The following is a 24,184-nucleotide window of genomic DNA, read 5'->3' on the forward strand; positions in this document are numbered from 1 at the left end:
CTCAACCCTCCATTAAACGCGCGACCGTGGCACGATCCGAATAATCTAATTTCTGGTGTTCAATGAATTGATAGACTTCATGTCCCTTTCCTGCGATTAAGATGACATCTTCTGGCATTGCCTGATTGAGAATATGGGTAATCGCTTCTGTGCGATCCTGAATCACAGAAGCTCGATCTGTTTTTAATACCCCTTTGAGAATGTCAGCGGTAATCATTTTAGGCGATTCAGTACGGGGATTATCGTCTGTGATGACCATCTGATCAGCCAGTGTTTCTGCAATTTTTCCCATTAATGGCCGCTTGCCTTTGTCACGATCGCCGCCGCAACCAAATAGACACCATAGCTTTCCTTGACAATGCATTCGAGAAGCAGCCAGCGCCTGTTTCAGCGCATCAGGAGTATGAGCATAATCCACAATGACGGTGGGCCGTCCGACTTTTTTGAAGACCTCCATTCTGCCAGGGATAGGCTGTAATTTTGAGGCGGCTTTTAATAAGGCATCAAGGGGATATTTTAATGCCAGTAAAGTCGCCAAGGTAAGCAATATATTGTTGACATTAAAAGCACCAAGCAATGGGCTTTTTAATTCCCCCTTGCCCCAGCTTGAATCAAAAAAAATCAAAGCCCCGTTTTCATGATATTGGATTTTTTGAGCAGACAGCCAAGCGCCCTGCAATCCAGAAGGAATCTGATGAGATGTGCTTACTGCGACCGCGTTTGGTAATTCAGGTAACCAACGCTGACCGACTTCATCATCCACGTTAATAATATGATTTTTGGATTCATGATCCAGGAAGAGAGATTTTTTTGCGATTTCATAATTGGCCATATCGCCATGATAATCGAGGTGATCCGGGCTTAAATTGCTGAATACACTCGCTGCAAACGGTAAAGCGGCCACTCGATGTTGTACCAATGCGTGAGAAGAAACTTCCATGGCGGCAAAAGTGGCTTTGTGTGTGAGCATGTTTGATAAAATTTGTTGTATTTCTATTGCAGAGGCAGTGGTATTTTCATTGAATGACAATTGCCCCAAAAGTCCGTTGCCTAAGGTGCCTAAGACAGCGCTTACTTCTCCTAAAGCCATGGTCCATTGCGCCAGTAATTGAGTATTAGTGGTTTTCCCGTTAGTACCTGTGATGCCCACCAAATTCAATTGAGACGCGGGATGATGGTAAAACTCACCAGCCAATTGTGATAAATATTGATTTAAATTAAAAAGATAAACAATAGGTACACCCTGTATTTGATCAACGCTCACATCATCATTCACTACGCCTTCTGCTTCAGCCAGGATGGCTCCTGCACCCTGTGAAAGGGCCTGTGGAATATAATGTCGTCCGTCAGTTTCATGGCCGACAATAGCGACGAATAAATCTCCCGTAGTGACTTCATCGCTTTTTAATGTTATCCCCTTTATTGTGATGGGAACCAGCCGCAGTGCTTCCTTGATCTGTTGTTCCCAAGGAGTAGAAGCAAATAAATCACATAAATTACGATTTGCCACTTTCGGCTCCTGAATGATTAATGACTAATTCAGTATCATTTTGAATTAAAGCATCCGGTGCAATGTTCATTGTACGTAATACAGAGTTCATAATAGACCCAAAGAGAGGAGCAGAGACGGCCCCACCGTAGTATTTCCCCGTTCTGGGATTGTTAATCAGCACCACAAGAGCGAATTTTGGGTTACTGGCTGGTGCGACCCCTGCCGTATAAGCAATATATTCATTAATATATTTTCCGTTGGGCCCCACTTTTTTTGCGGTACCGGTTTTAATGGCAATACGATAGCCTTTAATGGCGGCTTTAGCTCCCCCTCCCCCTGGCAATGCGACGCTTTCCATCATCTGTAAAACACTCTTAACGATTTCTGCAGGCAAAATGCGTTGACCAAAAACAGGGGGATCAACCTTAGTAATAGATAATGGACGATAGATCCCCATGCTCCCAATAGTGGCATACACTCGCGCCAGTTGTAGTGGTGTGACCATCAATCCATAACCAAAAGAAAAAGTGGCTCTGTCTAAATCTGACCAGCGTTTTTTTTGTGAATATAAGCCTTTGCTTTCGCCTACTAACCCCAACAGGGTCGGTTTACCCAGGCCAAATTTTGAATAAATTTCAGCAACCCATAACGGAGGCATCGCAAGGGCTAATTTAGACACCCCAACGTTACTGGATTTTTGTAAAATTTCTGTAATAGATAGTTTGGGATAGAAACTAATATCGTGAATTTTATGACCATTAATATAATAGGGAGTGGTATTCAAAACACTGTCTTTTTCTATTACACCATGTTGTAATGCCGCCATCACGACCATGGGTTTGACCGTGGAACCGGGCTCAAAAATATCTGTAATGGCGCGATTACGCATCGCTTTTTGAGGCGTATTCATTAAATTATTGGGATTGTAAGAAGGGCTATTGGCCATCGCCAACACTTCACCTGTATTGACATCCAATAGAACCGCTGTACCAGATTCTGCTTTATGAGCAATAACTGCTTGATTTAATTCACGAAACACTTGCCTTTGTAATTTTTCATCTATGCTCAGCACAAGATGATCGGCTAAATAATAGTCTACTTTAGAAATATCTTCGATCACTCTACCATCACGATCTTTACGCACCACGCGTTGACCCGGCTGCCCCATCAATAAGGTATTAAAGCTTTTCTCTGCACCTTCAATACCTTGACCATCTATATTCGTTACGCCAATAATATGAGCCGTTGTTTGACCGGCAGGGTAGTAACGACGAGATTCCTGGCGTAAATAGATCCCAGGCAATTTTAACTTTTGAATATAATGACCTATATCAGGACTGATTTGTCTCGCCAAATAAACAAAACGTGCTTTGGGATGACTATTAATCCGCTCAATCAGCTTGGGAATAGGAAGCTCCAATGCATCAGATAAAGCTTTCCATCGGGGGTTAGGCGTAATGCCTCCTTTTTCACTGAGCTCTTTAGGATCAGCCCAAATAGCATTCACCGGAACACTGACCGCTAATGGGCGCCCTGCTCTATCGGTGATCATACCCCGAGGGCTAGGCATTGTTTGCACTCGTAGTGATCTGAGATCACCTTCCTGGACTAATTTATCGGTTTTAATGATCTGTAGATAAGCCAAGCGAAGCTTTAATCCTAAGATCGCTAATAAAATACAACCGCAAAGCAACAAAAATCTCCAGCGAATAATAGAGCCAGTCTGTTCTTTTGCCTGTTTTAATTTTTTTGCCATTTGTATCCACTATCTTGCTTGATCTGGTAGGTGGTTTTTATATTCAATGACATTTTGTTTTTTGATCACTAAATATTCTTTTGATGGCTCAACATGACGCATTTTAAATTTATTGATCGCAATACGTTCAATCCGGCTTTGATCTCCCAGCGCCGTTTCTTCTAAAATGAGATTACGCCATTCAATATCCAGGGCAGTTCGTTCCAAAACCAATTCTTCACGTTCCGAAATCAGCAGGCGGGTCCGCTGGATGTTAGCCACCACTAATAAAGCGGATACCAATACAGCAAAAAGTAATATAAGGGGCATTTTGGCATTTTTAGCCAAATCCGAGCCTATCAGACACACCAATCCCTTTCTTTGCAGATCTTTCATCAATTGATTCTCTCTGCAAAACGGAGTATCGAGCTACGTGATCTGGGATTGTCGAGAACTTCTTTTTGGGATGGCATGGTTTTTCCTATCAATTTCAGTTTAGGTTGCCACATAGACTGTATTTGTATTTCTGTTAATGGTAATCCACGAAGAATTTGAGGCCCACGGCTGTGTTGGCGTATAAAATTTTTTACAATCCTGTCTTCCAAAGAATGAAAACTCACCACGGATAAACGTGCTCCTAATGATAAAATTTCAAGAGCGGCATTCAAAGCAGAGGAAATTTCTTGCAATTCATTATTGATATAGATACGAATTGCCTGAAAACTGCGTGTAGCAGGATGTTTATGATGATTTCGTACAGGTATGACATGACTGATTAAATCAGCTAATTCTTTAGTACTTTTGATAGGGTTAAGTCGATTACGTTCTACAATGGCTCTGGCCAAACGCGTTGAAAAGCGTTCCTCTCCAAAATTTTTTAATACCCAAGCCAAGTTTTCGACATTCACTTTCATCAGCCATTCTGCAGCGGATAAACCACGAGAAGGATCCATTCGCATATCCAATGGGCCATCTCGCATAAAAGAAAATCCTCGCTTTGCGTCATCGAGTTGAGGTGATGAAACCCCTAAATCGAATAACAGGCCGTTAATACGACCCATTAAATCAAGCTTTTTTACATAGTGGGATAAATCAGAAAAAGAGCCTTGTATAAAAGAAAAACGGGGATCTTTCATCAATTTCGCTTTTTTAACAGCCTCCGGATCACGATCAATAGAAATTAATTTTCCTTGAGATCCAAGCCGAGATAAAATGAGAGAGGAATGGCCTCCACGGCCAAAAGTCGCATCAATATAAATGCCATCGTTCTGGATATTTAAACTGTCAACTGCTTCATAAAGCAATACGGTTTTATGTTGATTATCAATCATGATTGATGGTATGACACATCGTTATTTTACAGAGATAAGCCTTTTAATCGTTCAGACAAAGATTCTTGAACGGGTTGTTTAGAGGTGATGTCGTCTTTAATTTGTTGCTGCCAATTTGGCCCACTCCAGATTTCAAATTTATTTAATTGCCCTATCAACATCACTTCCTTACTTAATTGTGCATGTTGACGCAAAGTCGCTGAAATCAATAATCGGCCTGATTTATCCATTTCACACTCACTGGCATGACCTAATAATAAACGCTGAACCCGACGCTCTAGTGGATTCATGCTGGACAAATCAGATAATTTTTTTTCAATGCTTTCCCATTCTAGAAATGGATAAAGTAATAAACAGGTTTGATGAAGATCAATCGTACAAATCATTCGAGATTGTGATTTTTCTTTGAGGATATCTCGATATCGAACAGGAATCACCAATCTTCCCTTATTGTCGAGACTAAGCATAGTCGCACCACGAAACATTTCACTTACTCCTTTATTTTACCCCTCTCAGAATAAAAAAATCATTATTAACTCACTTTACCCCACAAATTGCCACTTTTTGCGAGTTTACGGAGAGTATAAAAACTTTGTCAAGTAAAGAAAAATGAAGGTTGAAGCCGATTGAAATAAAAATGACTTAATCATCCAAGAAATAGTTTAGGGCAATTAAAGAAAAATAAATGATATAAAATGCTACTGAAATACTGGTATTTCAGTAGTAAAAACAAAGTGATATAGAGAGGATATTAGATTGATAAACTAAATTCTTTCAATAATGCTTTCATCCATTGATGACCATTATCTCTATCAGTTGATTCATGCCAGGTGAGATAACATGCACGTGTCGCATTTTCCCAAGGCAGTTCGACTAATTTTAAGTTAAGCGTTTTACTCTGTTCCTGTACCAACCAACGAGGCGCAATTGCGACAAAATAAGTTTGAGATACAATATTGAGCACACTACTCATATCTGTACTTTCATATGCTATTGATTGCGCACTTTCATTAGAAATGTAGTAAGGCTCGCTGAAAGATCCTTTTTTATTCAATGAAACAACAGCATGCGCCTCATTAAACAGATCATCGGAAGAGATGGTATCGCCAATACGTGGATGATTCTTTGAAACTGCTAAAACAAGTTCATCATTAAATAAAGGTATTTGATGAAAATCTGAACGTTCAAATTCAGAATAACTGATCACAAATTCCGTTTCCTGATAACGTAGCTGATGTTCAATGTTATCGTTTAAATAAGATGAGATGACCAGCTGTATATTAGGTGCTGATTGTTTAATACGATTGAGTATTTGTGCGGTTAATCGAACATCTAAAGGACTACAAATAGATAAATTAAATAAACGTGTGCTGGTTTTAGGCTCAAAACCCGCACCTGGCAATTCATTATGTACTAATTGTAACGCTTGACGTACAGGTCCAAAGAGTTGACGGGCCCGCAATGTAGGTTGTATGCCACGCCCATAGCGCACAAATAATTCATCGTTAAACATCACCTTTAAGCGAGCAACGGCGTTGCTCACTGCAGGTTGTGACATACCGAGCGAATGCGCTGCTCTTGTCACATTTTGCATTTGCATGACAGCATCAAACACTGTCAACAAATTGAGATCAACATTTCTTAAATGTATGTCAAATGATTTTTTTTTGGTTACTTGATTAACGGTTACTAAGTTATATTCAGACATGCTTAACTCCAATAAGCTTTAACGCAGATGACCCTGTAAAAGCAAGCGTCGCTAATGCCAACATCATAAAATGAATGACACTTTACATATCTTGCGATTAATAGAATCAATGATCTTTCTTTTTCTATTGAAAATAATTGAATCCCATCCGTGTAGAAAGTATGAATTTTTCTAATCGCCAATAATTTTCATTTAAATAAATCGTCCATAATATAATAAATAAAATTAATTAATAAAAATGATACTACCATAGATAAATTATATAAAAAATTTAAATCAAACATAAAAATTACATTAATTTATCTTTTTTTAAAAAAAATTTACAATAAAACCTATTTATAGTAATAAACTGATTTATTTATATGATTAAATAATAAATAAAATTAAATAATTTAAAAAAAATCAATCAATAAATTCGGTTATTTTATAAAAAATTATTTTTTAAAAGATGAAAAAATGACTTTTCTTTTATTAAAGAAAGTTTATTTACCTTAATGTTATTTATTCATCTTATCTACCTCGTTAAAATCAATAAAAATAATAGTAAGATAATTTGAAATAATATAAGAAATAAAAGCATTAAAGAGATAGTTTTGTTAAAAAAACGGATAAAAAATGGAAAATTCACTCAGGATAATCAAAAAATTAAAACTTATTCTTATTATATTTCAATATATAAAAATCTCACTTTATGGTGATTTAAAAAGAAATTTGATTCTTTTATTAATTCTTAATTAATCATAAAATCAATATATCACTTTTATTTTTTTATTTAATATCAATTAAATATAAGTTTTTTCTTATTATTTCATATAAGAAAAAAATATTTTCAGCCGTTTTTATTATACCTAAAGAAATATTCTCTTCTCTTTTTTCAAAGGATTATGGTTGAATAAAATTCATTTGAATTTGAGATTGCCATTTATTTTCAATAATCTCGAAAAAGGCTGTGTGAAAACCACTGATATCACTAGTTATATTCACACTTATTTTTCCTTTTCTGTTTGTAGACAGCATTATTGAGTCTTCACCATAAGTGTCAGCAATTTTGACGCCGTTATTCACTGAAATTAGCACATCTTGATTTTCTAAAGGTTGATTGCGTTGATCTGTAACCGTGATAATAATAACGTGAGAATCTTTCCCATTAGCGAGAACAGAAGGACGAACAGTTTTTATGTTGCTGATCTTAGGTACGATCCCTACTTCTGGTTTATACTGCCACTCAAATGAGATTTTATCTTTAGAAGGAATTCCCGTGGCACTAGACACTTCAACGGGAACCACCACATTGACTCGATATTTTTTTGTTTTACCGAGCGGTTTCGATTGTTCGTAGCTATTTAGCCTTTTTCCATCTTCATACATCCAAATGATATCGGCTTCATTAACATAAATCTTTCCCCTTAAACCAAGATCACCGTCTTTATCAAAAAATTCGAGCCCTGTATTCAGGCTCGATAATTTTAATTTGTTTGGAATATCTGATGGATGCAACAGCTCATCTTTTTCTATGAGAGTTACTCCATCAGGCTGCAATAAATAAAGAGTACCCTTCACATTAGGCGGATGCCCATGAATAGCGCTGGTTTTTCCACTCAATATCGCAGAAGCAGATCCACAAAATATCAAAGCGAGATAGCCCAATAAAGAAACCCAAGATTTTCTTTTCAAAGAAAAAAAATGATCACAAGCAGAATTGTCATATTCTTTATTGTTTCGAAAAAATCTGCTGAGCATCTTTATCCTCTTCATTCATTCTAAAAAATAAAATTACTTCCAATCCACAGCCAGGTTGAACCCCTGTGCCCCATCTTTAGAATTGGTGATCTTTTTGGCTTCTTCATTATTTGGCACAATGAAATCTCTGTTGAATATTTTCGTTTTAAAACCTTCTGGAGGGGCAGTGATATTATCGCTGGCACTCTGTCCTAATAAACGCCACTCATACTTGACTTTTGAGGTCAAATCGACATTTTTATCAGCACCTGACCAAAGTCTAAATACATAGGTTCCCCCTACTTTTATTTGCTCTTCTTCATTAATCAAGTTTTTACTAAAACTCTTATCTTTTGAGTCATAAATACCTGCTATCGAGCCCTTTAGAGAAAGATTTTTCTCTATCTTATTAGAAATAGAATCGCCATAGGGATTTTTAAAAATATCATTAATCACAAAACTTTCCCCTGAGTTAGGATCCCCCGATTTTGAAGTAGCAGTAATGCTTACTTTGAAGTTAGATGCTCCTTCTGTTGCAGAAGTAATCTCTAATTTACTTTCACCATTTCCGGTAGAATTTGCTGATTTGTTTTTGATGTGAGAGGTAGAAATTTTTTTCGTTTCTCCATTGATAATGGAATACCATATAACTGTTGTTGTTGAATCATCCTCATCTCTATCAGGATCACTATATCTATAACTTAATATAAGTTCGTCACCTATTTTGAAGTTATCTGTCGCCGTAGTAGATAAATCAACCCCATCCTGATTATTTTTATTTTTTAACTTAGGTATTTCTCCTTGAATGTGACGCTTTGTTTTTGTCAAAATTGCACCTACCTCTCCTAAACCAAACGTCAGTAACAACAATGTTAAAGTCATTTTTTTGAATGAAAAATGAGTGTTCATTATTTTTCCTTTTTTTAATCAATAAAAAATATGTCTTAATCATGTAGAGCAGAGAATGAATTTAATGAGTTTTGTGCTGTTAAGAATAAATATCATTAGATTCAACCATTAAACGGAAACCTTGATGAGACTTGATCGGCTCTGAATCATTTTTGATCGGGATGGTGTATTGATCTGTTGTTGCCCCTTTGATGATGAGTTCTTCTGAATTGAAAGACTTTTGAGGATTTACAGGTTCTAACTTCCACTGTATACGCGTGATTTTATCCATGGCTTCAGGTTCGTTTTTATCCCAAATACCGTCATTATTTTCGTCAATCCAGGCACGAAAAAGATAGGTTTTTCCAACTTTAGGATGAGGAGCACCAGGCTTTGTATAATCTTGAGCACCCGATCCCGGGTGAGGGTTATCCTCTAGAAGAAAAATACCTCTATAAATATTTTGAGGTTTTGGACCGTTCATCAGCAACCGTCTTCCGATAGGATTTTTATTGAAAATGACATCCACAATGTTACTTTGGCCGTAATTTTTTATGGATGCAGAAATTTCAAAAGTGCCTGACATGTCACTGCTCAATGTCAACACATGTTCACCTGTTGCTTTTTTCTCTGTACTTAGAACGCGAATACAAGACTCGGTATCCTCAGAGCAATTTTCCCGTTCCAGCAACGGAATTTTGTTATTATTAGGGTCGAGTATGGTCCATTCAGGCGTCATATCCTTTTCTTTCATCGTTTTCTCATGGTGATCTTTTACTTCAAGCTTCAACTGGATTTCACCTTGATTGATGCTATCTTCTCTACTGTCCGCCACTGATAATGCTATTTTCCTTTCATGACGAACAACAATATCCATATAATTTGAAATGGCTTGATGACCCTTAGTGTCTTCTATTTGTATCGCTAATCGATAGGTATTCTTAGCGTCTTTTTCTGAATTCCACTCGGGTAAAATTATTTTCCAGCCCACCGGACTGTTTTTGTCTGCTGATGAAGAGGATAAAGAAAGTTGAGATACATCTCCTAGCCATGACACCGTTTTAATCGGATATTTATTTTTAATTAGTGGACGTATTACGTAAATATCACCTTCTAATATATTTTTATCCATTGCAGGCAAATCAACACTAAGCAATTGTTTTTCTTTGTATTCCATCACAATATTATAATTGCGATCTACAGGGGCTAATCGATTTTGTTTCAGATTTCGAGCTTCATTGAGATTATTGGGGTCTAATTGCGAACTTAATGGTGTCCCAAATTGATAATTTAATGTCAGCCCCAATTTTGTTTCGCGATGATGATTTTGTCCCAGCTTGTGATCAACATAAATACTGGCAAGAGGAAAAGGTCTGTAATCAATACCGATACTAACGGCTTTTGGATTTTTTTGACGCTTTGTTTTATTAAAAAGAGCCACTTCTTTACCAAAATATTGTTCATATTTCATTTTTCCGCCTAACTGAGGGTAATTAGGGAGATAGCCTTGCAGGCGAATATCAAAACCTTCGGCGGGTCGTTCCATATAATCTTCCATATTAAACGAATCACGCCATTTTGTGATTGGCCAATAATAATTAGTGCTTAATTTAAAATAATTTGAGGCGGCTTCCGTTCCAATACTCATACGCTTATGTTGTTGATCGAGATCATAATCAATGAATACGTTATAACCAAGATTTAAAAAAGGATGGAGATCGTCAAAACGTTGTCCTATTCCAATATGACCTATTGTGCGTTCTTCAGACTGAAAGCCTAATTGAGAAAATAAAACATGAGAGTTGTTTTTATACCATGGTGTTAATAATAAAAAACGACTTTGATTAAATCTGCCCTTATTATCAACAGACAAATTAATTTCAGTTTGACCAAAATGATCGAAAAACGTTTTCACATTTTGTTGAAATGGATTAAGCAACTGGTTTCTAGCCATATTTTCAATATAGAATTTGGCTTCTGATTTGATTTTTTCTCGATTGATATTGTTCCAATCTTTATGAATTAGGGGTTTAATCATATTATATACATCAATATCATGATTGACTTGTTCGTTTTGATTGTGACCTAAAGTAGGCAAGTCATGATAAATTTTTATATTTTCCTTTTTTACGAAACTATTACCTTGATAACAGTGAATATGTAATAAATAAAACCAATTACTGATGTCATGTATAGAACTCTGATTTAGAATCAAATTTCTATGATGAATAAAATAAGTCATGTTATTTTTGCAGTATTTTAAATATTGTATTTTTTCAAATGTAATAATATCGTATTTATTAAATAACATCCTACTTATATGATTTTGATTTGCCATTAAATAATTGTTTTACAAAAGAAAAATAAGAAATACTATTCTTAGCATTTCTTTTGAAATTAAAATACACTTCATCTCTAATTTTAACCGAAATAAAAAATAAATATAAAAATTGTCGTTTTGATTGACAAATAAAAATGACATACTCATCATTTCTATAATGTATTTAATAACAAAGCATTAAGTAAACTAATTAGTTTATTATCGTTTTAGTCTATTATTTTGATTTTTTAAAAAAAATGAATACGCTCTCTCAATTTTCAGAAAGAAAATGCTTTTATTTTATATATAATGAATTAGTTAAATTTATAAAATAATCAACTAAAAAATCAATTTCAATGAAATAACACCTCAGAGAAGTAGAATAACATAATATTTATAATTGATATACAGAAAAATAATTTATATAAAAATGAGTTGATTTTGTATACCTCAATTTAAGTTTTTATCTGTTTTACTAATTATTTATCGTAAAATAATCACTTTTTAGAATTAAAAATGGATTTTTATTTATCTATTTATTTTTTACTTATAAATAAAATATAAAAATGATCGTTATTTTTTCCATAAAAAACATAAAAATTTTCATCTTTTATCTTAATTAATTCATCATAACTAGTATTTGGTATACTCTATTTTTTTGATATTTTTTGTTATTTTGAATTATAGATATAACTATAAAACCATTAGTTTTTTTATTATGAAACATCATAAAAAGAAAAAATTTATTGAAAAAAACAAATTGAATTGTCAGTCAAAAGCAAACTACCACCCGAACAATATAATAGTATTGACTGAAAAAAGATTTTATTTGAAGAAAATGATCAAATACTGAGTATGAACGATTCTTTTTATCAAAAATGTCTTATATCTTCTGAGTATTATCCATTATTTGTTGAAACCGTTCTCCTTGATGTACAAAAACTGTATCGTCAGGGACGAAAATATGATTTTATTTCACTGTCAAAAACAACTCATAGGTTGAAAGGGATGTTCGCGTTATTGAATTTGTTTTTAGGACAGGAGCTTTGTGAAGTATTAGAGCAACATATTGCAAATATTAATACATCAGAAATAAAAAAAAGCATTCACCATATTAATTTATTTGTCAGCACTCTGGTGCAGCAGGGTGAGAAAGGTTATGACAAAAATTAACGTCATCGTGGCGGATGATCACCCGATTGTTTTATTTGGTATTCGAAAATCACTTGAATCAATGAATTGGATCAATATTGTAGGTGAATTTGAAGATTCAACTACATTAATTGAAAGCTTACCTAAGCTTAATGCAGAAATTGTGATTATTGATCTTTGTATGCCAGGCGATAAATACGGCGACGGAATTACCCTACTAAAATATATTCAGCGTCATTATTCACATTTGGAATTAATCGTTTTAACTATGAATAATAATCCAGCAATTATTAATATTGTCTTAGCTTTAGATATTGCTGGTATTCTATTAAAACGAGGGGCATTGATAGATTTACCTCACGCGTTAAGATCGGTAAAAAAAGGTAAAAAATTTATTTCTTCTGATGCATTAAGATTACTTGAAAAAATCAGATCCAATGGTGATGGGAAAAAATCTTTGTCAGCCAAAGAAGGGGAAGTACTTCGGCTTTTTTCAGAAGGATCGTTGGTAACAGAGATAGCTCAAAGGCTCAATCGTAGTATTAAAACTATCAGCACTCAAAAAAAATCTGCAATGGTGAAATTAGGAGTGGATAATGATATTGCGTTATTAAATTATCTTTCTTCATTGAAGATAGATTCCAAAAATTAGTATTTAAAAACACTTTCACCCCAGTTTTTAAAGTTCAAATCAGAGAGTTTCTTTTTTTGTAGTCCTTTTCTTTCATTAAAATATCATTTCCTGACACAAACTACATCCTTGCCTGATATCTGTCATACAGATTTGATGTAATAATCTTTTCATTATTAGAAACAAGCGAAATGATGGAAGCACCAAATAGACTACCTGATTAAACGCAAATTGAAGTTATTAAAGTGTAAAAATACGTAAAAATAAAAATTGCACCAATTATAAATGATTTTTCTGGGGGAAATAATATGACAATACGTAAAATTTTATTAATAGATGATAATAAAGAGCTGACTACATCATTAAAATCATTGCTTGAAATGGAATCTTTTGAGTTAATAGTAGCCCATGATGCAAAAGAAGCATTCAGTTTATTAGATAATTCTATTAATATGGTTTTAATCGACACTGCCATACCAAAAATGAATGGTATTGATATATTAAAAGAATTAAGAAAAATTTATGAAATGCCGGTCATTATTTTAGGTAAAACTGACAGCAATTTAGATTTAATACTTTCTTTAGAGTTAGGTGCTGATGATTATTTGGCTAAGCCATTTAATAATCGTGAACTCATCGCTCGTATACGTGCTGTTTTACGACGTACTGCTTCGAAAGAAAAAGAAGAAATAAAAATCAACCCTGAAAGTATCGTCAATATAGATGATCTACAGCTTAATTTAGGAAAACAAGAGGCTCGTTTTTCAGGACAAGTGTTAGATTTAACAGGCACTGAATTTTCTTTATCTTATCTTTTAGCAAAAAATGTAGGGCAGGTAGTATCAAAAGAGCAAATTAGTCAATCGGTACTCGGTAAACGTTTAGCCCCTTTTGATCGTGCCATTGATATGCATATTTCTAACCTTCGTCGAAAATTACCTGAACGCAAAGACCGTTATCCCTGGTTTAAGACGTTGCGTGGGCGTGGGTATTTAATGGTCTCAGAAGCATAACGCTTCATAATTTAGTAAACGCATACTTCGGCATAGATTAGGTTTGATTTATCACCATATGAAACCATATGAGAAAAAACTTGTTAAATATTGTTTTATTCGAACCAGAAATCCCTGCTAATACAGGAAATATTATCCGATTATGTGCGAACAGCGGATGCCAGCTTCACCTTATTAAACCGTTAGGTTTTGATTTGAGTGACAAACGATTGCGTCGTGCGGGACTTGATTATCACGAATTTACTGCCGTAAAGCATCATGATAACTATCAGGCTTTTCTTAATAACGAAGGATTTTATAATACATGCGTTGCTTCATTATTTGCTTTAACAACCAAGGGTTATTCTGCACATAGCGACGTGAATTATCAAAAAAATGATTATTTACTGTTTGGCCCAGAAACTCGGGGTTTACCTTCTAGGCTTCTTGATTCTTTGCCGGCCGAGAAGAAAATAAAAATCCCCATGCAACCTAATAGCCGTAGTATTAATCTTTCTAATGCAGTTTCTATTGTGGTTTATGAAGCTTGGCGTCAATTAAATTATATTGGCGCTGTTTCGTTTGATCCGTTTGGATTCTAAAATTTGAGTTTTTTGGAAGATGCTTTTTTGTCGTGTCGGATGTTGTAGTTATCCTGATTAATGGACCTAAAAAACGAGGCTGCCTATCAAAAATATAAAGATCGGTTATGAGATTTATTCTTGCTAATACCTCCCTAAGACGAGTCAATAGCATTTTTTTAGGAGAAGGCACGGCATAACATGCCGCCTGAATGCCAAAATATAGAGCAATAAACAAAGCCCGTTCGCAATGAAAACGCTGAGTAATAATAATAAAATTATTCGTGTTAAATACTTTATGCGTACGCACAATAGAATCTAATGTTCGAAAACCTGCGTAATCCAGGATGATATCTTGAGGAAAGACTCCAGACGCAATGAAATCACGTTTCATGGTTCTGGGCTCATTGTAGCTAGGCTGGGCGTTATCCCCGCTTAATAACAAATATTTAATTTTACCACTTTTATAAAGTTGAAGAGCCCCTTGTAGCCTGTATTGATAAAATTGATTAATGACTCCTGTTCGATAATATTTTGCAGTCCCCATCACCAAGCCGACAGAACGTGTGGGCAAAAATTGTATTTTTTCGTAGATATGATGAGCCGTTTTTAAACAAATCCAACGGTCAATCAAGATAGATGACATCACTAAAGACAACAAGATAAAAAATAAACTGATGAAGATAGTTTTCCACATAAAAACCTATGAACGAAGCTGAAAAAAAGAGAAAAAACACAGCTCATTTAAAAAAAAATCCTAGGTGCAGTTCAGATGGAAGTCAAAATGAGTAAAAAATCTGTTTTAATTATAGTTAATGCGTATTTATTATGGCGAAATGTCCGAAAGACAAAAAAGAGTTTCAACAAATTTTATAAGGCAGTTCGTTTATAACGACGATACTCTGGCTTCCAATAATTACGTTCAATAGACTGCATTAAAGCCTCTTCAGAAATTAACGGCGCTTTATTTTCTAATTGAGCTGTTTTTCCTACCTCGAAAGCAATACTTTTTGATACTTTATGAATATCATCAATGTTCGGAAGTAACCCCCCCTTTCCTGTCAGCAATAAAGGCGACTGAGAAGCCAAAGCGCGGCTTGCAGCCATAAGGCTTGCAGCCATAAACATCGCGTCTGTAATTCGACAAGCGCCTGATGCTAATACGCCTAATCCAATGCCTGGAAAAATATATGCATTATTACATTGTCCAATCGAGTAAATCTGGTCTTTATAATAAACAGGTTTAAATGGACTGCCCGTTGCTATCAGAGCACTCCCCTGACTCCAGTGAATAATTTCTTCCGGCAAGGCCTCCACCTGAGAAGTCGGGTTAGAAAGAGGCAGGATAATAGGATGAGCGGAATAAAGGCACATTTCATGAATCAGCTCTTGAGTGAATAATCCAGGTTGACCTGAAACACCAATTAAAATATCTGGGCGAGCATTTCGGATCACATCTAGTAAAGAAATGGCCTTTTTATCTAAATTCCAACTTTGAATGCACCCGATTTTTTGTGTCAATTTTTTTTGAAAATTTAACAAATTGGGTAATCTATCTGTCAGCAAACCAAAGCGATCTACCATAAATATTCGCTCTCTGGCCGCCTTTTCCGTTAAACCTTCTGATTGCATCTGTATAATAATTTGCTCTGTAATACCACAACCAGCTGAGCCTGCGCCCAAAAAAGCAATGGTTTTCTCTTTTAATTGGCCTCCACTTGCTGCAATTAAAGTGGCAAGCGTGACTGCAGAGGTACCCTGAATGTCATCATTAAAGCAGCAAAGTTGATCACGATAACGGTTTAATAAACCTGTGGCACTTTTTTGAGCGAAATCCTCAAATTGTAAAAGTACGTTAGGCCAACGACGTTTCACAGCGTTAATAAATTGATCCACAAAAGCATAATATTCATTACCAGAAATACGCTCATGACGCCAACCCATATAAAGAGGATCCTTTAATCTTTGAGAATTGTTTGTGCCGACATCCAGAACAATCGGTAAGGTGTAAGCAGGGCTTATGCCTCCACAGGCAGTATATAATGCGAGTTTCCCAATCGGGATGCCCATACCGCCAATTCCTTGATCACCCAAACCCAAAATACGTTCACCATCCGTAACCACGATGACCTTCACATTTTGTCTCACGGCGTTCTGAAGAATCCCATCCATATCAGCGCGATGAGGGTAAGAAATAAATAGGCCCCGCCCTCGCCGATAAATATTTGAAAAATGCTGACAGGCCTCGCCCACAGTCGGAGTATAAATAATGGGCATCATTTCAGGGAGGTGGCGACAGAGTAAACGATAAAATAATGTCTCGTTAGTATCCTGGATATTTCTTAAATAAATATGCTTATCTATATCATTCGTAAATTCCTGATATTGTTGGTAAGCCCGTTCAGTCTGCTCTTGAATAGTCTCTACGGTTTCTGGCAATAAACCATGGAGATTAAATTGGCTACGTTCTTCTTCTGTAAAGGCACTACCCTTATTCAGTAATGGAAATTCCAACAAAACTGGACCAGCGTACGGAATATATAGAGGGCGTTTATTTTCATATTCAAATTTCATAAAAATTATCCTGACTGAGATGACTCTCAACATTTCAGCATCGCGACTATTTTATCGTTGTCTATACGGTTAAAAAGAGCTTTAAAAGGCTTAATTTCATGATTCAATAAAGGCTCATTGATTGAGTCCCAAGTCAATTCGGTATTCAGGAATGCTTCGCTTCTCTCTGACAAAGCAGGCAGAACAGGTTTAAGATAGGTCATTAATATACGGAATAAATGGATTCCCATTGAGCAAACAGACTGAAGTTTTGCTTCATCAACTTCTTTTTTTGCAAGTACCCAAGGGGCTTGTTCATCTACATATCGATTGGCTAAATCTGCCAGTGCCATGATCTCACGAATCGCTTTACTCGTTTCACGAGTATGGTAGGCATTTGCTATGCGTAGGCCTGCTTGAACAAAAGTGAAATATAACTCTGAATCTGCTAATTCTTTCGATAAAATACCTGCAAATTTTTTATTGATAAAACTGGCATTTCGTGCTGCCAGGTTCACCACTTTATTGACCAGGTCAGCATTCACACGCTGCACAAAATCTTCAAGATTTAAATCGATGTCATCGATATGAGAAGATAATTTGGCTGCATAATAGTAACGCAAACAATCAGGATCTAAATGCTTTAAATAATCACTTGCTTCAATAAAAGTACCACGAGATTTAGACATCTTTGCGCCATTGACCGTGATGTATCCATGTACAAATAGATTGGTTGGTTTACGAAAATCACTTCCTTCTAGTACAGCAGGCCAAAATAAACTGTGAAAATACACAATGTCTTTGCCAATAAAATGATACAGCTCAGTTTTAGTATCCGTCTGCCAAAATTCATCAAAACTGACATTTTCTTTTTTATCACAAAAATTTTTGAAAGATCCCATATAACCAATCGGGGCATCCAACCAAACATAAAAATATTTATCGGGCGCATCAGGGATTTCAAATCCAAAATAAGGGGCATCACGTGTGATGTCCCATTGACGAAGACCAGATGTGAGCCAAGTCTGCATTTTATTGGCCACCTGTTCCTGCAGTGCGCCAGAATGAATCCATTGTGTTAGCATTCCAGTGAATGCCGGCAAATCAAAAAAGAAATGTTCAGACTCACGTATTATAGGCGTTGCGCCAGAAACCTCTGATTTAGGAGCAATCAATTCAGTGGAACTGTAAGTAGAACCACAAGCTTCACAATTGTCCCCATATTGATTGGGAGCTTGGCATTTAGGGCAGGTGCCTTTTACAAAACGATCAGGCAAAAAAAGCTTTTTTTCAGGATCATATAATTGTGAGATAGCCCGTTTTTTAATGTGTCCTTTCGCTTTGAGACGCTGATAAATGGCCACAGAAAGCTCACGATTTTCATCACTGTGAGTAGAGTAATAATGATCATAACTGATTAGAAATCCAGAAAAATCATTTTGATGCTGCTGATTTATTTCTTCGATCATTTTCTCTGGATCGATGCCTGATTTTTCTGCTTTGAGCATAATGGCAGTACCGTGAGCATCATCTGCACAAATAAAATAAACCTCATGGCTTCTCATTCGTTGATAACGAACCCAAATATCCGCTTGAATATGTTCTAACATATGCCCTAAGTGAATGGGACCATTGGCATAGGGCAATGCACAGGTGACCAATATTTTTTTGATAGATTCAGTCATAATAAAAATGGCTTATTTAAATAATAAAGCTGAATGTTAACTGATCAGACTTCTGCCCGCCAGGGATTCATACACGAAGTTTTGCCATGCTGATCTCAATTAAGTTACAAAGTTTTGCTATTAGTTTTTCAAACGCATTTTATTTTTTATGTAGGAAGATGAATATGAAGAGATATTCAAATCAAAACAGCGCCGAGATGCTTAAAGCACAGGTGTCAGACATTATCGCGACTTTTACTCATCCCACTCTGAAAAAAGATTTATTATCCCTGAATGCGCTTCATCATTGCGCTTTTTTAGATCAGGTTCTTCATATAGAAATCATCATCCCGTTTGCATGGGCCTCGGTTTTTGAACAATTAAAATTAAAAACCACTTCAACACTTTTGGCTTGTACTGGCGCTCAAGCCGTTGACTGGAAATTAATTCAGCATATTCGTTCATTACACAGAGCGAATGGACAGGTAGCGGTGCAGGGAATAAGTAATATTTTAGCGGTCAGCTCAGGAAAAGGAGGCGTCGGAAAATCCTGTATCGCAGTGAATTTGGCCTTGGCTTTGATTCAAGAAGGGGCAAAAGTGGGTATTTTGGATGCAGATATTTATGGCCCATCTGTACCTCATATTTTGGGCAGTGCTGATCTACGCCCCACGTCACCGGACGGTCAACATATGGCTCCTATTATTATTCATGGTATGGCGAGTAATTCTATTGGTTATCTCGTGACAGGTGACAATGCGATGGTCTGGCGTGGACCTATGGCCAGCAAAGCGTTATTACAGATGTTAAACGATACTTTATGGCCTGAATTAGACTATTTGATAGTGGATATGCCACCAGGGACAGGTGACATTCAATTAACATTGGCTCAAAAAATTCCTGTGACCGCGGCAATTGTGATCACGACTCCACAGGATCTTGCATTAATGGATGCTGCTAAAGGAATTGTGATGTTCAGCAAGGTGAAGGTGCCCATATTGGGTGTGATTGAAAACATGACGGAGCATCTGTGCGCTCAGTGTGGTTATGTTGATCCTGTTTTTGGGCGTGGTGGAGCAGAAAAATTAATCAAAAAGTATCAAATAAAATTACTGGGAAAAATTCCGCTACATTCTTCTTTAAGTGAAGATGCCGATTCGGGTTATCCAACCGTCGTCAGGCAACCTGATAGCCGATTGAGCGATATTTTTAGGCAATTAGCTTCTTGTGTGGCCGCTGAAATGTATTGGAAAATTAGCGCCATTCCTGATGAAATTCGCGTTCGCCATCTGTGAACAATGATGCTAATCGTATCAATCGATCTGATATAAACTGCGCTTTTTTTGTCTGTTCTGTTCAAATCATCTGTGTCAAACATGACTTAAGCAGAACAGACAACCCCTATTTTTAAAAATCATCGTGCCCGAATTTTACAGGCACGCTCGCGTTACCAGCGCTTACTGAAAGTTAGGCCCAGCTCACCTTGAGAACTACCATAGAGAGCCCCCGACAAAGTCATATTTACTTTGTTTTTGAGGTTTCCCTGTATCTGAGCTTGCCCAAATGCACTCACTTTCTTAGTCTCTTGAGAAGGAACTTCTAGTTTTGAAGCAACTGATAAACCATTCAGTTCAGGCATGTTAGAAGTGCCTCCGCTTGTTTTTTTGAGAAAGCACGAGATCAGCACCAGCTCCTATGCCTACAGAAAACACCTGATCCAGTTGCTTATTGAGCTTAACACCGGCTCGGGCAATATATTTTTCACTTTTGAGTTCATCGTATTCAGTTTTAAAGATCGTGTCTTCTGAATAGGCGTTTCTCTTAAAGCTGCTGTAGCGTAATTCTCCATACGGAGTGAGCTCCAGACTCGGGTCCATTTGAAAAGTATAACGTGCTTGAGTGATAAACGAGAAACCTCTTAAATTGGCATGACCACGACCTTTTTCTGTGTTGGGCTTATAAACTCGTTGCATGTCCAGGCGATCTCTCATATAACCAAGGCCAGTCATTAGCCCCCAACCATGACGATTGTCGTTTTGATCCCAGCCCATATAAAAAGCCATAGCGGGGACAATATTTTTTGCAGCAATCTGTTTGGAAACCCCGTTATTAAGGTTCCGGTCTAAAACGACGCCGAAATACATACCCTTCGCCAGAGATTGAGTGAAATTAAGATTAATGGAAGCACCTTTGGTGTCTTTGGATCGACGCCCGCTGATCCCTCCTTGAATACAGCTTTGCCCTTGGCTTACTTCACAGCGGCGTTCAAAAAGACCAGTTAAACGATAGCCTGCCATTGTTGGCTGATCGTTTCAGATAAACCTTCCTGGTTATTATTCAAATCTATGGAAGTTACCTTTGCTTCTAGAACTACTTCTGGAACTACTTCTGAAAAATTCTTAAAAGGATTCCAAATTCTTTTCCAGAAATTGGAGCTTGAGTAATTAGCAAAAGCAGACTCGCTGATCCCTAGTAAAATACTAAATAAAGTAGACATTAAAACAAAATGTTTCAATTTTTTAAAAATCATTTTTTCCCTTAGTCATTTTTTAAATTAAAATTAAATTTTATTAACAACTGTTTAATAAAATATATTTTTTGATTTATTAATAAGAGCACCAAATAAAACTTCCTGAGAGTGGACTCGATCACACTTGAGCAAAATAGACAGTTTTTCAATTTTTTCATGTACAAATCTCACATACCCTCTCTCAAAACCATATCTGGTGATATGATGCGCCATTTTTTACAAAACGAAGGGATAAAATGTGGCTTAAACTCTATCAAGGATTATTTTATTTCATCCAACCGATAATTTGGATGCGTTTATTGTTACGCGCACGTTTCACACCGGCTTATCGAAAGCGATGGTCAGAACGTTACGGATTTTGCAAAAAAAAAATCACGCCAGGCGGTCTTGTGATTCACTCAGTCTCAGTCGGTGAAACCATCGCTGCTATTCCCCTGGTAAAAGCTTTGCAGCAGGCTTATCCTTCATTACCCATTACGATGACCACCATGACGCCGACAGGCTCTGAACGCATTCTTTCCGATCTCGGCTCTCAGGTTCATCATGTTTACTTGCCTTACGATCTTCCCTGTGCCATCCATCGTTTTTTGGACACCCTGAATCCTAAATTATTTATTATTCTGGAAACAGAACTTTGGCCCACCCTGATCACTGTACTCTATCAAAGAAAAATTCCTCTGATCATCGCCAATGCGCGTTTATCAGAGAGATCTGCTGCAGGCTATCAAAAAATAGCGCCCTTAATGAAAAGCCTCCTGGAGCGCTTGACATTAGTGGCAGTACAGAATGAAGAAGATGGAAAACGATTCATACAATTAGGGCTAAAGCCCTCTCAAATAGTAGTGACGGGCAGTATTAAGTTTGATATTCACCTGACACCAGAACTGAAAATGAAGGCTGGCAGTTTAAGCAAACAATGGGCCACCGATCGTTTGATTTGGATAGCAAGTAGTACCCATGAAGGTGAAGAAACTTTATTATTAGAAGCACAGCGGCAGTTGTTACAAAAACATCCTGATTTATTGCTGATTTTGGTGCCCAGACATCCAGAACGTTTTTCTAAAGTGGTCAACCTGGTCAAAAAATCTCATTTCAACTATATAAAACGCAGTTCAGGTGATTTTCCTTCAAGTACCGTTCAAGTGATCATCGGTGATACTATGGGTGAATTAATGTTGCTGTACGGTATCGCTGATCTGGCTTTTGTCGGTGGCAGCCTCGTTAATCATGGTGGACATAATCCCTTGGAGCCTGCGGCTCATGCGGTTCCAATTATTATGGGCCCACATACATTCAATTTTAAGGATATTTGTACTAAGTTAGTACTTGCTCAGGGTTTGATTCAAATCGCTGATGTGGCCTCATTAGTGAAAACGGTCGATCTATGGCTGATAAATCAAAATTGTCGTCATGAATATGGGCAAAACGCCATGGAGGTTTTTCATCAAAATCAAGGAGCATTAAAACATCTGTTGTCTTTATTGAAGCCTTATTTGCCAGAACCGCCAAGAGATTCTCATAGATGAAAGAAAAAAAACGCCTATCTGTGGTTATTTTGACCAAAAATTCAGCCGATTTACTAAATGAATGCCTTATCAGCGCTTCTTGGGCTGATGAAATCATCATTCTTGACTCAGGGAGCGAAGACGACACTCAAGACATCGCAAAACGACATAATGCAAAATTTTATACTCAAACAGATTGGCGAGGGTTTGGACAACAAAGGCAATTAGCACAACAATATGCGCAAGGACAATATATTTTTATGTTAGACGCAGATGAACGAATCACGCCAGAACTCAAAACCGCGATTCAAACTATTCTGACGAAAACGCATGCTGAAAAAAAATCGCAAACGGTGTACAGCTGTTGTCGTCGAAATTTTTTTTTAGGACGGTTAATACGTCATAGCGGTTGGTGTCCTGATCCGGTAATTCGATTATATCCTCGATTACAGTATCAATACGGTGATGAAGATGTTCACGAATCGCTCAATTACGGCTCTGCAAAGGTCGTGCGCTTAAAAGGAGATTTATTGCATCTCACTTATCGAGATTTTTTCTCTTTTCAAAAAAAACAGCTTGATTACGCCAAAGCCTGGGCCTCAGAGCACCATAAAAAAGGCAAACGCGTTTCTTTTTTATCTATTTTTATTCACTCGATGGGCGCCTTTGTAAAAACTTTTTTACTCAGACTCGGTTTTTTAGATGGTCAAGCAGGGTTATTACTTTCTTTTGTAAACGCACAGTATACTTTTAATAAATATGCCATTTTATGGTCGTTGCAACGTTCAAAAAATAGGGATTAAAAAACGCTGATGAGCATTCGAGTGATTTATCCAGGCACATTTGATCCCATCACTAATGGTCATTTAGATTTGCTCAGCAGAGCCTGTGCCTTATTTGATCATGTGATACTCGCTATAGCAGAGAGCCCGAATAAAAAAACGCTTTTTAGCTTGAACGAACGTGTAGATTTGGCAAAGGGCGCGACGGCCCATCTCAATAATATTGAGGTCACCTCATTTCATGGATTATTGATTCATTTTGCCCAACAAAAAAACATCCCTATTTTACTTAGGGGGATTCGTTCTCTTTCAGATTTTGAACAGGAATGGCAACTCTGCCATATGAATCATCGCATCATGCCTGAGCTGGAGACGTTATTTTTAATGCCTTCAGAAAAATGGTCTTTTATCTCCTCTTCATTAGTCAAAGAAATTGCCCAATATCGAGGGGATGTCAGTGCTTTTGTGCCTGATTGTGTTAAAGAAGCGTTATTGCGTTAGGGGTTAACGCTATTAATATGGTTTTTCAAACATATTTGTATCCTGTACTGTATGGAACTTGAGCTCAACCATGTCGAGCGCCAAAACGGAAATTAAAACC

22 protein-coding genes and 1 pseudogene are annotated in these 24,184 nt (G+C 36.7%); 8 read left to right on the forward strand and 15 right to left on the reverse strand.

Translation table 11 applies throughout. The annotated features are described in order from the left end of the window. Window position 1 precedes the first annotated feature (1 nt). From murE to AACL23_RS01360, 9 genes are all read right to left on the reverse strand, one after another. A complete protein-coding gene (gene murE / locus AACL23_RS01320; RefSeq protein WP_339049643.1) occupies window positions 2–1,510 on the reverse strand; it encodes a UDP-N-acetylmuramoyl-L-alanyl-D-glutamate--2,6-diaminopimelate ligase in 1,509 nt (502 codons plus the stop codon). Beyond that, window positions 1,497–3,248, reverse strand: a complete 1,752-nt coding sequence (gene ftsI, locus AACL23_RS01325) for a peptidoglycan glycosyltransferase FtsI (protein WP_422389617.1) — start codon at window positions 3,246–3,248, stop codon at window positions 1,497–1,499. The genes murE and ftsI overlap by 14 nt, the downstream gene beginning before the upstream one ends. A gap of 9 nt (window positions 3,249–3,257) precedes the next feature. Continuing rightward, a complete protein-coding gene (gene ftsL, locus AACL23_RS01330; protein WP_015874150.1) occupies window positions 3,258–3,623 on the reverse strand; it encodes a cell division protein FtsL in 366 nt (121 codons plus the stop codon). Next, window positions 3,623–4,558 (reverse strand): 16S rRNA (cytosine(1402)-N(4))-methyltransferase RsmH, encoded by a 936-nt coding sequence (rsmH, locus tag AACL23_RS01335; RefSeq protein ID WP_339049646.1) that lies wholly within the window; start codon window positions 4,556–4,558, stop codon window positions 3,623–3,625. Before rsmH ends, ftsL begins: the two co-directional genes overlap by 1 nt. A 26-nt stretch (window positions 4,559–4,584) precedes the next feature. After that, a complete protein-coding gene (mraZ, locus tag AACL23_RS01340; RefSeq protein ID WP_015874152.1) occupies window positions 4,585–5,043 on the reverse strand; it encodes a division/cell wall cluster transcriptional repressor MraZ in 459 nt (152 codons plus the stop codon). 266 nt (window positions 5,044–5,309) lie between these two features. Continuing rightward, entirely contained in the window at window positions 5,310–6,266 is a 957-nt protein-coding gene (gene leuO / locus AACL23_RS01345; protein ID WP_015874153.1) for a transcriptional regulator LeuO, read from the reverse strand. Between the two features lie 882 nt (window positions 6,267–7,148). Further along, entirely contained in the window at window positions 7,149–8,006 is an 858-nt protein-coding gene (locus tag AACL23_RS01350; protein ID WP_044612372.1) for an Ig-like domain-containing protein, read from the reverse strand. A gap of 33 nt (window positions 8,007–8,039) precedes the next feature. Beyond that, entirely contained in the window at window positions 8,040–8,894 is an 855-nt protein-coding gene (locus tag AACL23_RS01355) for a hypothetical protein (protein ID WP_100096258.1), read from the reverse strand. 79 nt (window positions 8,895–8,973) lie between these two features. Then, window positions 8,974–10,911 carry an inverse autotransporter beta domain-containing protein gene (locus AACL23_RS01360; protein WP_339049652.1) on the reverse strand — a complete coding sequence of 646 codons (1,938 nt, stop codon included), beginning with the start codon at window positions 10,909–10,911 and terminating at the stop codon, window positions 8,974–8,976. A 1,137-nt stretch (window positions 10,912–12,048) separates the two neighbouring features. Here AACL23_RS01360 and AACL23_RS01365 point away from each other — a divergent pair. The 4 genes from AACL23_RS01365 to trmL all read left to right on the forward strand — a co-directional run bounded on the left by AACL23_RS01365 (window position 12,049) and on the right by trmL (window position 14,570). Continuing rightward, window positions 12,049–12,366, forward strand: a complete 318-nt coding sequence (locus tag AACL23_RS01365) for an Hpt domain-containing protein (protein WP_100096256.1) — start codon at window positions 12,049–12,051, stop codon at window positions 12,364–12,366. Next, window positions 12,353–12,997 (forward strand): response regulator transcription factor RcsB, encoded by a 645-nt coding sequence (rcsB, locus tag AACL23_RS01370; RefSeq protein ID WP_095034288.1) that lies wholly within the window; start codon window positions 12,353–12,355, stop codon window positions 12,995–12,997. The genes AACL23_RS01365 and rcsB overlap by 14 nt, the downstream gene beginning before the upstream one ends. 293 nt (window positions 12,998–13,290) lie before the next feature. Then, complete coding sequence (cpxR, locus tag AACL23_RS01375; RefSeq protein ID WP_044612564.1) at window positions 13,291–13,989, forward strand: envelope stress response regulator transcription factor CpxR; 699 nt, start codon at window positions 13,291–13,293, stop codon at window positions 13,987–13,989. Window positions 13,990–14,069: 80 nt separating this feature from the next. After that, window positions 14,070–14,570, forward strand: coding sequence for a tRNA (uridine(34)/cytosine(34)/5-carboxymethylaminomethyluridine(34)-2'-O)-methyltransferase TrmL (trmL, locus tag AACL23_RS01380; RefSeq protein ID WP_095034813.1), 501 nt, complete (start codon window positions 14,070–14,072; stop codon window positions 14,568–14,570). On the opposite strand, the gene AACL23_RS01385 is transcribed toward trmL, so the two are convergent. The 3 genes and pseudogenes from AACL23_RS01385 to metG all read right to left on the reverse strand — a co-directional run. Then, complete coding sequence (locus AACL23_RS01385; RefSeq protein ID WP_100096255.1) at window positions 14,497–15,246, reverse strand: ElyC/SanA/YdcF family protein; 750 nt, start codon at window positions 15,244–15,246, stop codon at window positions 14,497–14,499. The two genes, trmL and AACL23_RS01385, sit on opposite strands and share 74 nt — an antisense overlap. A 173-nt stretch (window positions 15,247–15,419) precedes the next feature. Beyond that, window positions 15,420–17,123, reverse strand: a complete 1,704-nt coding sequence (locus AACL23_RS01390) for an NAD-dependent malic enzyme (protein WP_339049656.1) — start codon at window positions 17,121–17,123, stop codon at window positions 15,420–15,422. A gap of 32 nt (window positions 17,124–17,155) precedes the next feature. Further along, window positions 17,156–18,787 (reverse strand): annotated as a pseudogene (gene metG, locus AACL23_RS01395) (methionine--tRNA ligase); the annotation flags it as partial. A gap of 164 nt (window positions 18,788–18,951) precedes the next feature. On the opposite strand from metG, the gene apbC reads away from it, so the two are divergent. Continuing rightward, window positions 18,952–20,061: an iron-sulfur cluster carrier protein ApbC gene (gene apbC, locus AACL23_RS01400; protein WP_171967702.1), complete on the forward strand. Its 1,110-nt coding sequence runs from the start codon at window positions 18,952–18,954 to the stop codon at window positions 20,059–20,061. 152 nt (window positions 20,062–20,213) lie between these two features. Here the strand turns inward: apbC and AACL23_RS01405 are convergent, their stop codons facing one another. The 3 genes from AACL23_RS01405 to AACL23_RS01415 are packed head-to-tail and all read right to left on the reverse strand — an operon-like array spanning window position 20,214 to window position 21,296. After that, entirely contained in the window at window positions 20,214–20,405 is a 192-nt protein-coding gene (locus AACL23_RS01405) for a hypothetical protein (RefSeq protein ID WP_235661203.1), read from the reverse strand. Window position 20,406: 1 nt separating this feature from the next. Further along, window positions 20,407–21,063 (reverse strand): autotransporter outer membrane beta-barrel domain-containing protein, encoded by a 657-nt coding sequence (locus AACL23_RS01410; RefSeq protein ID WP_234817473.1) that lies wholly within the window; start codon window positions 21,061–21,063, stop codon window positions 20,407–20,409. Continuing rightward, entirely contained in the window at window positions 21,045–21,296 is a 252-nt protein-coding gene (locus AACL23_RS01415) for a hypothetical protein (RefSeq protein ID WP_234817472.1), read from the reverse strand. Before AACL23_RS01415 ends, AACL23_RS01410 begins: the two co-directional genes overlap by 19 nt. 236 nt (window positions 21,297–21,532) lie before the next feature. On the opposite strand from AACL23_RS01415, the gene waaA reads away from it, so the two are divergent. Genes waaA through coaD form a run of 3 tightly spaced genes read left to right on the forward strand, consistent with a single transcriptional unit; the run spans window position 21,533 to window position 24,084 of the window. Beyond that, window positions 21,533–22,822, forward strand: a complete 1,290-nt coding sequence (waaA, locus tag AACL23_RS01420) for a lipid IV(A) 3-deoxy-D-manno-octulosonic acid transferase (RefSeq protein ID WP_339049663.1) — start codon at window positions 21,533–21,535, stop codon at window positions 22,820–22,822. After that, window positions 22,819–23,604, forward strand: a complete 786-nt coding sequence (locus tag AACL23_RS01425; protein WP_171967704.1) for a glycosyltransferase family 2 protein — start codon at window positions 22,819–22,821, stop codon at window positions 23,602–23,604. The genes waaA and AACL23_RS01425 overlap by 4 nt, the downstream gene beginning before the upstream one ends. A gap of 9 nt (window positions 23,605–23,613) precedes the next feature. After that, window positions 23,614–24,084 carry a pantetheine-phosphate adenylyltransferase gene (gene coaD, locus AACL23_RS01430; RefSeq protein ID WP_100096250.1) on the forward strand — a complete coding sequence of 157 codons (471 nt, stop codon included), beginning with the start codon at window positions 23,614–23,616 and terminating at the stop codon, window positions 24,082–24,084. Window positions 24,085–24,184: the final 100 nt, after the last annotated feature.

The organism is Candidatus Williamhamiltonella endosymbiont of Tuberolachnus salignus (assembly GCF_964019775.1).
Classification (GTDB): domain Bacteria; phylum Pseudomonadota; class Gammaproteobacteria; order Enterobacterales; family Enterobacteriaceae; genus Hamiltonella; species Hamiltonella defendens.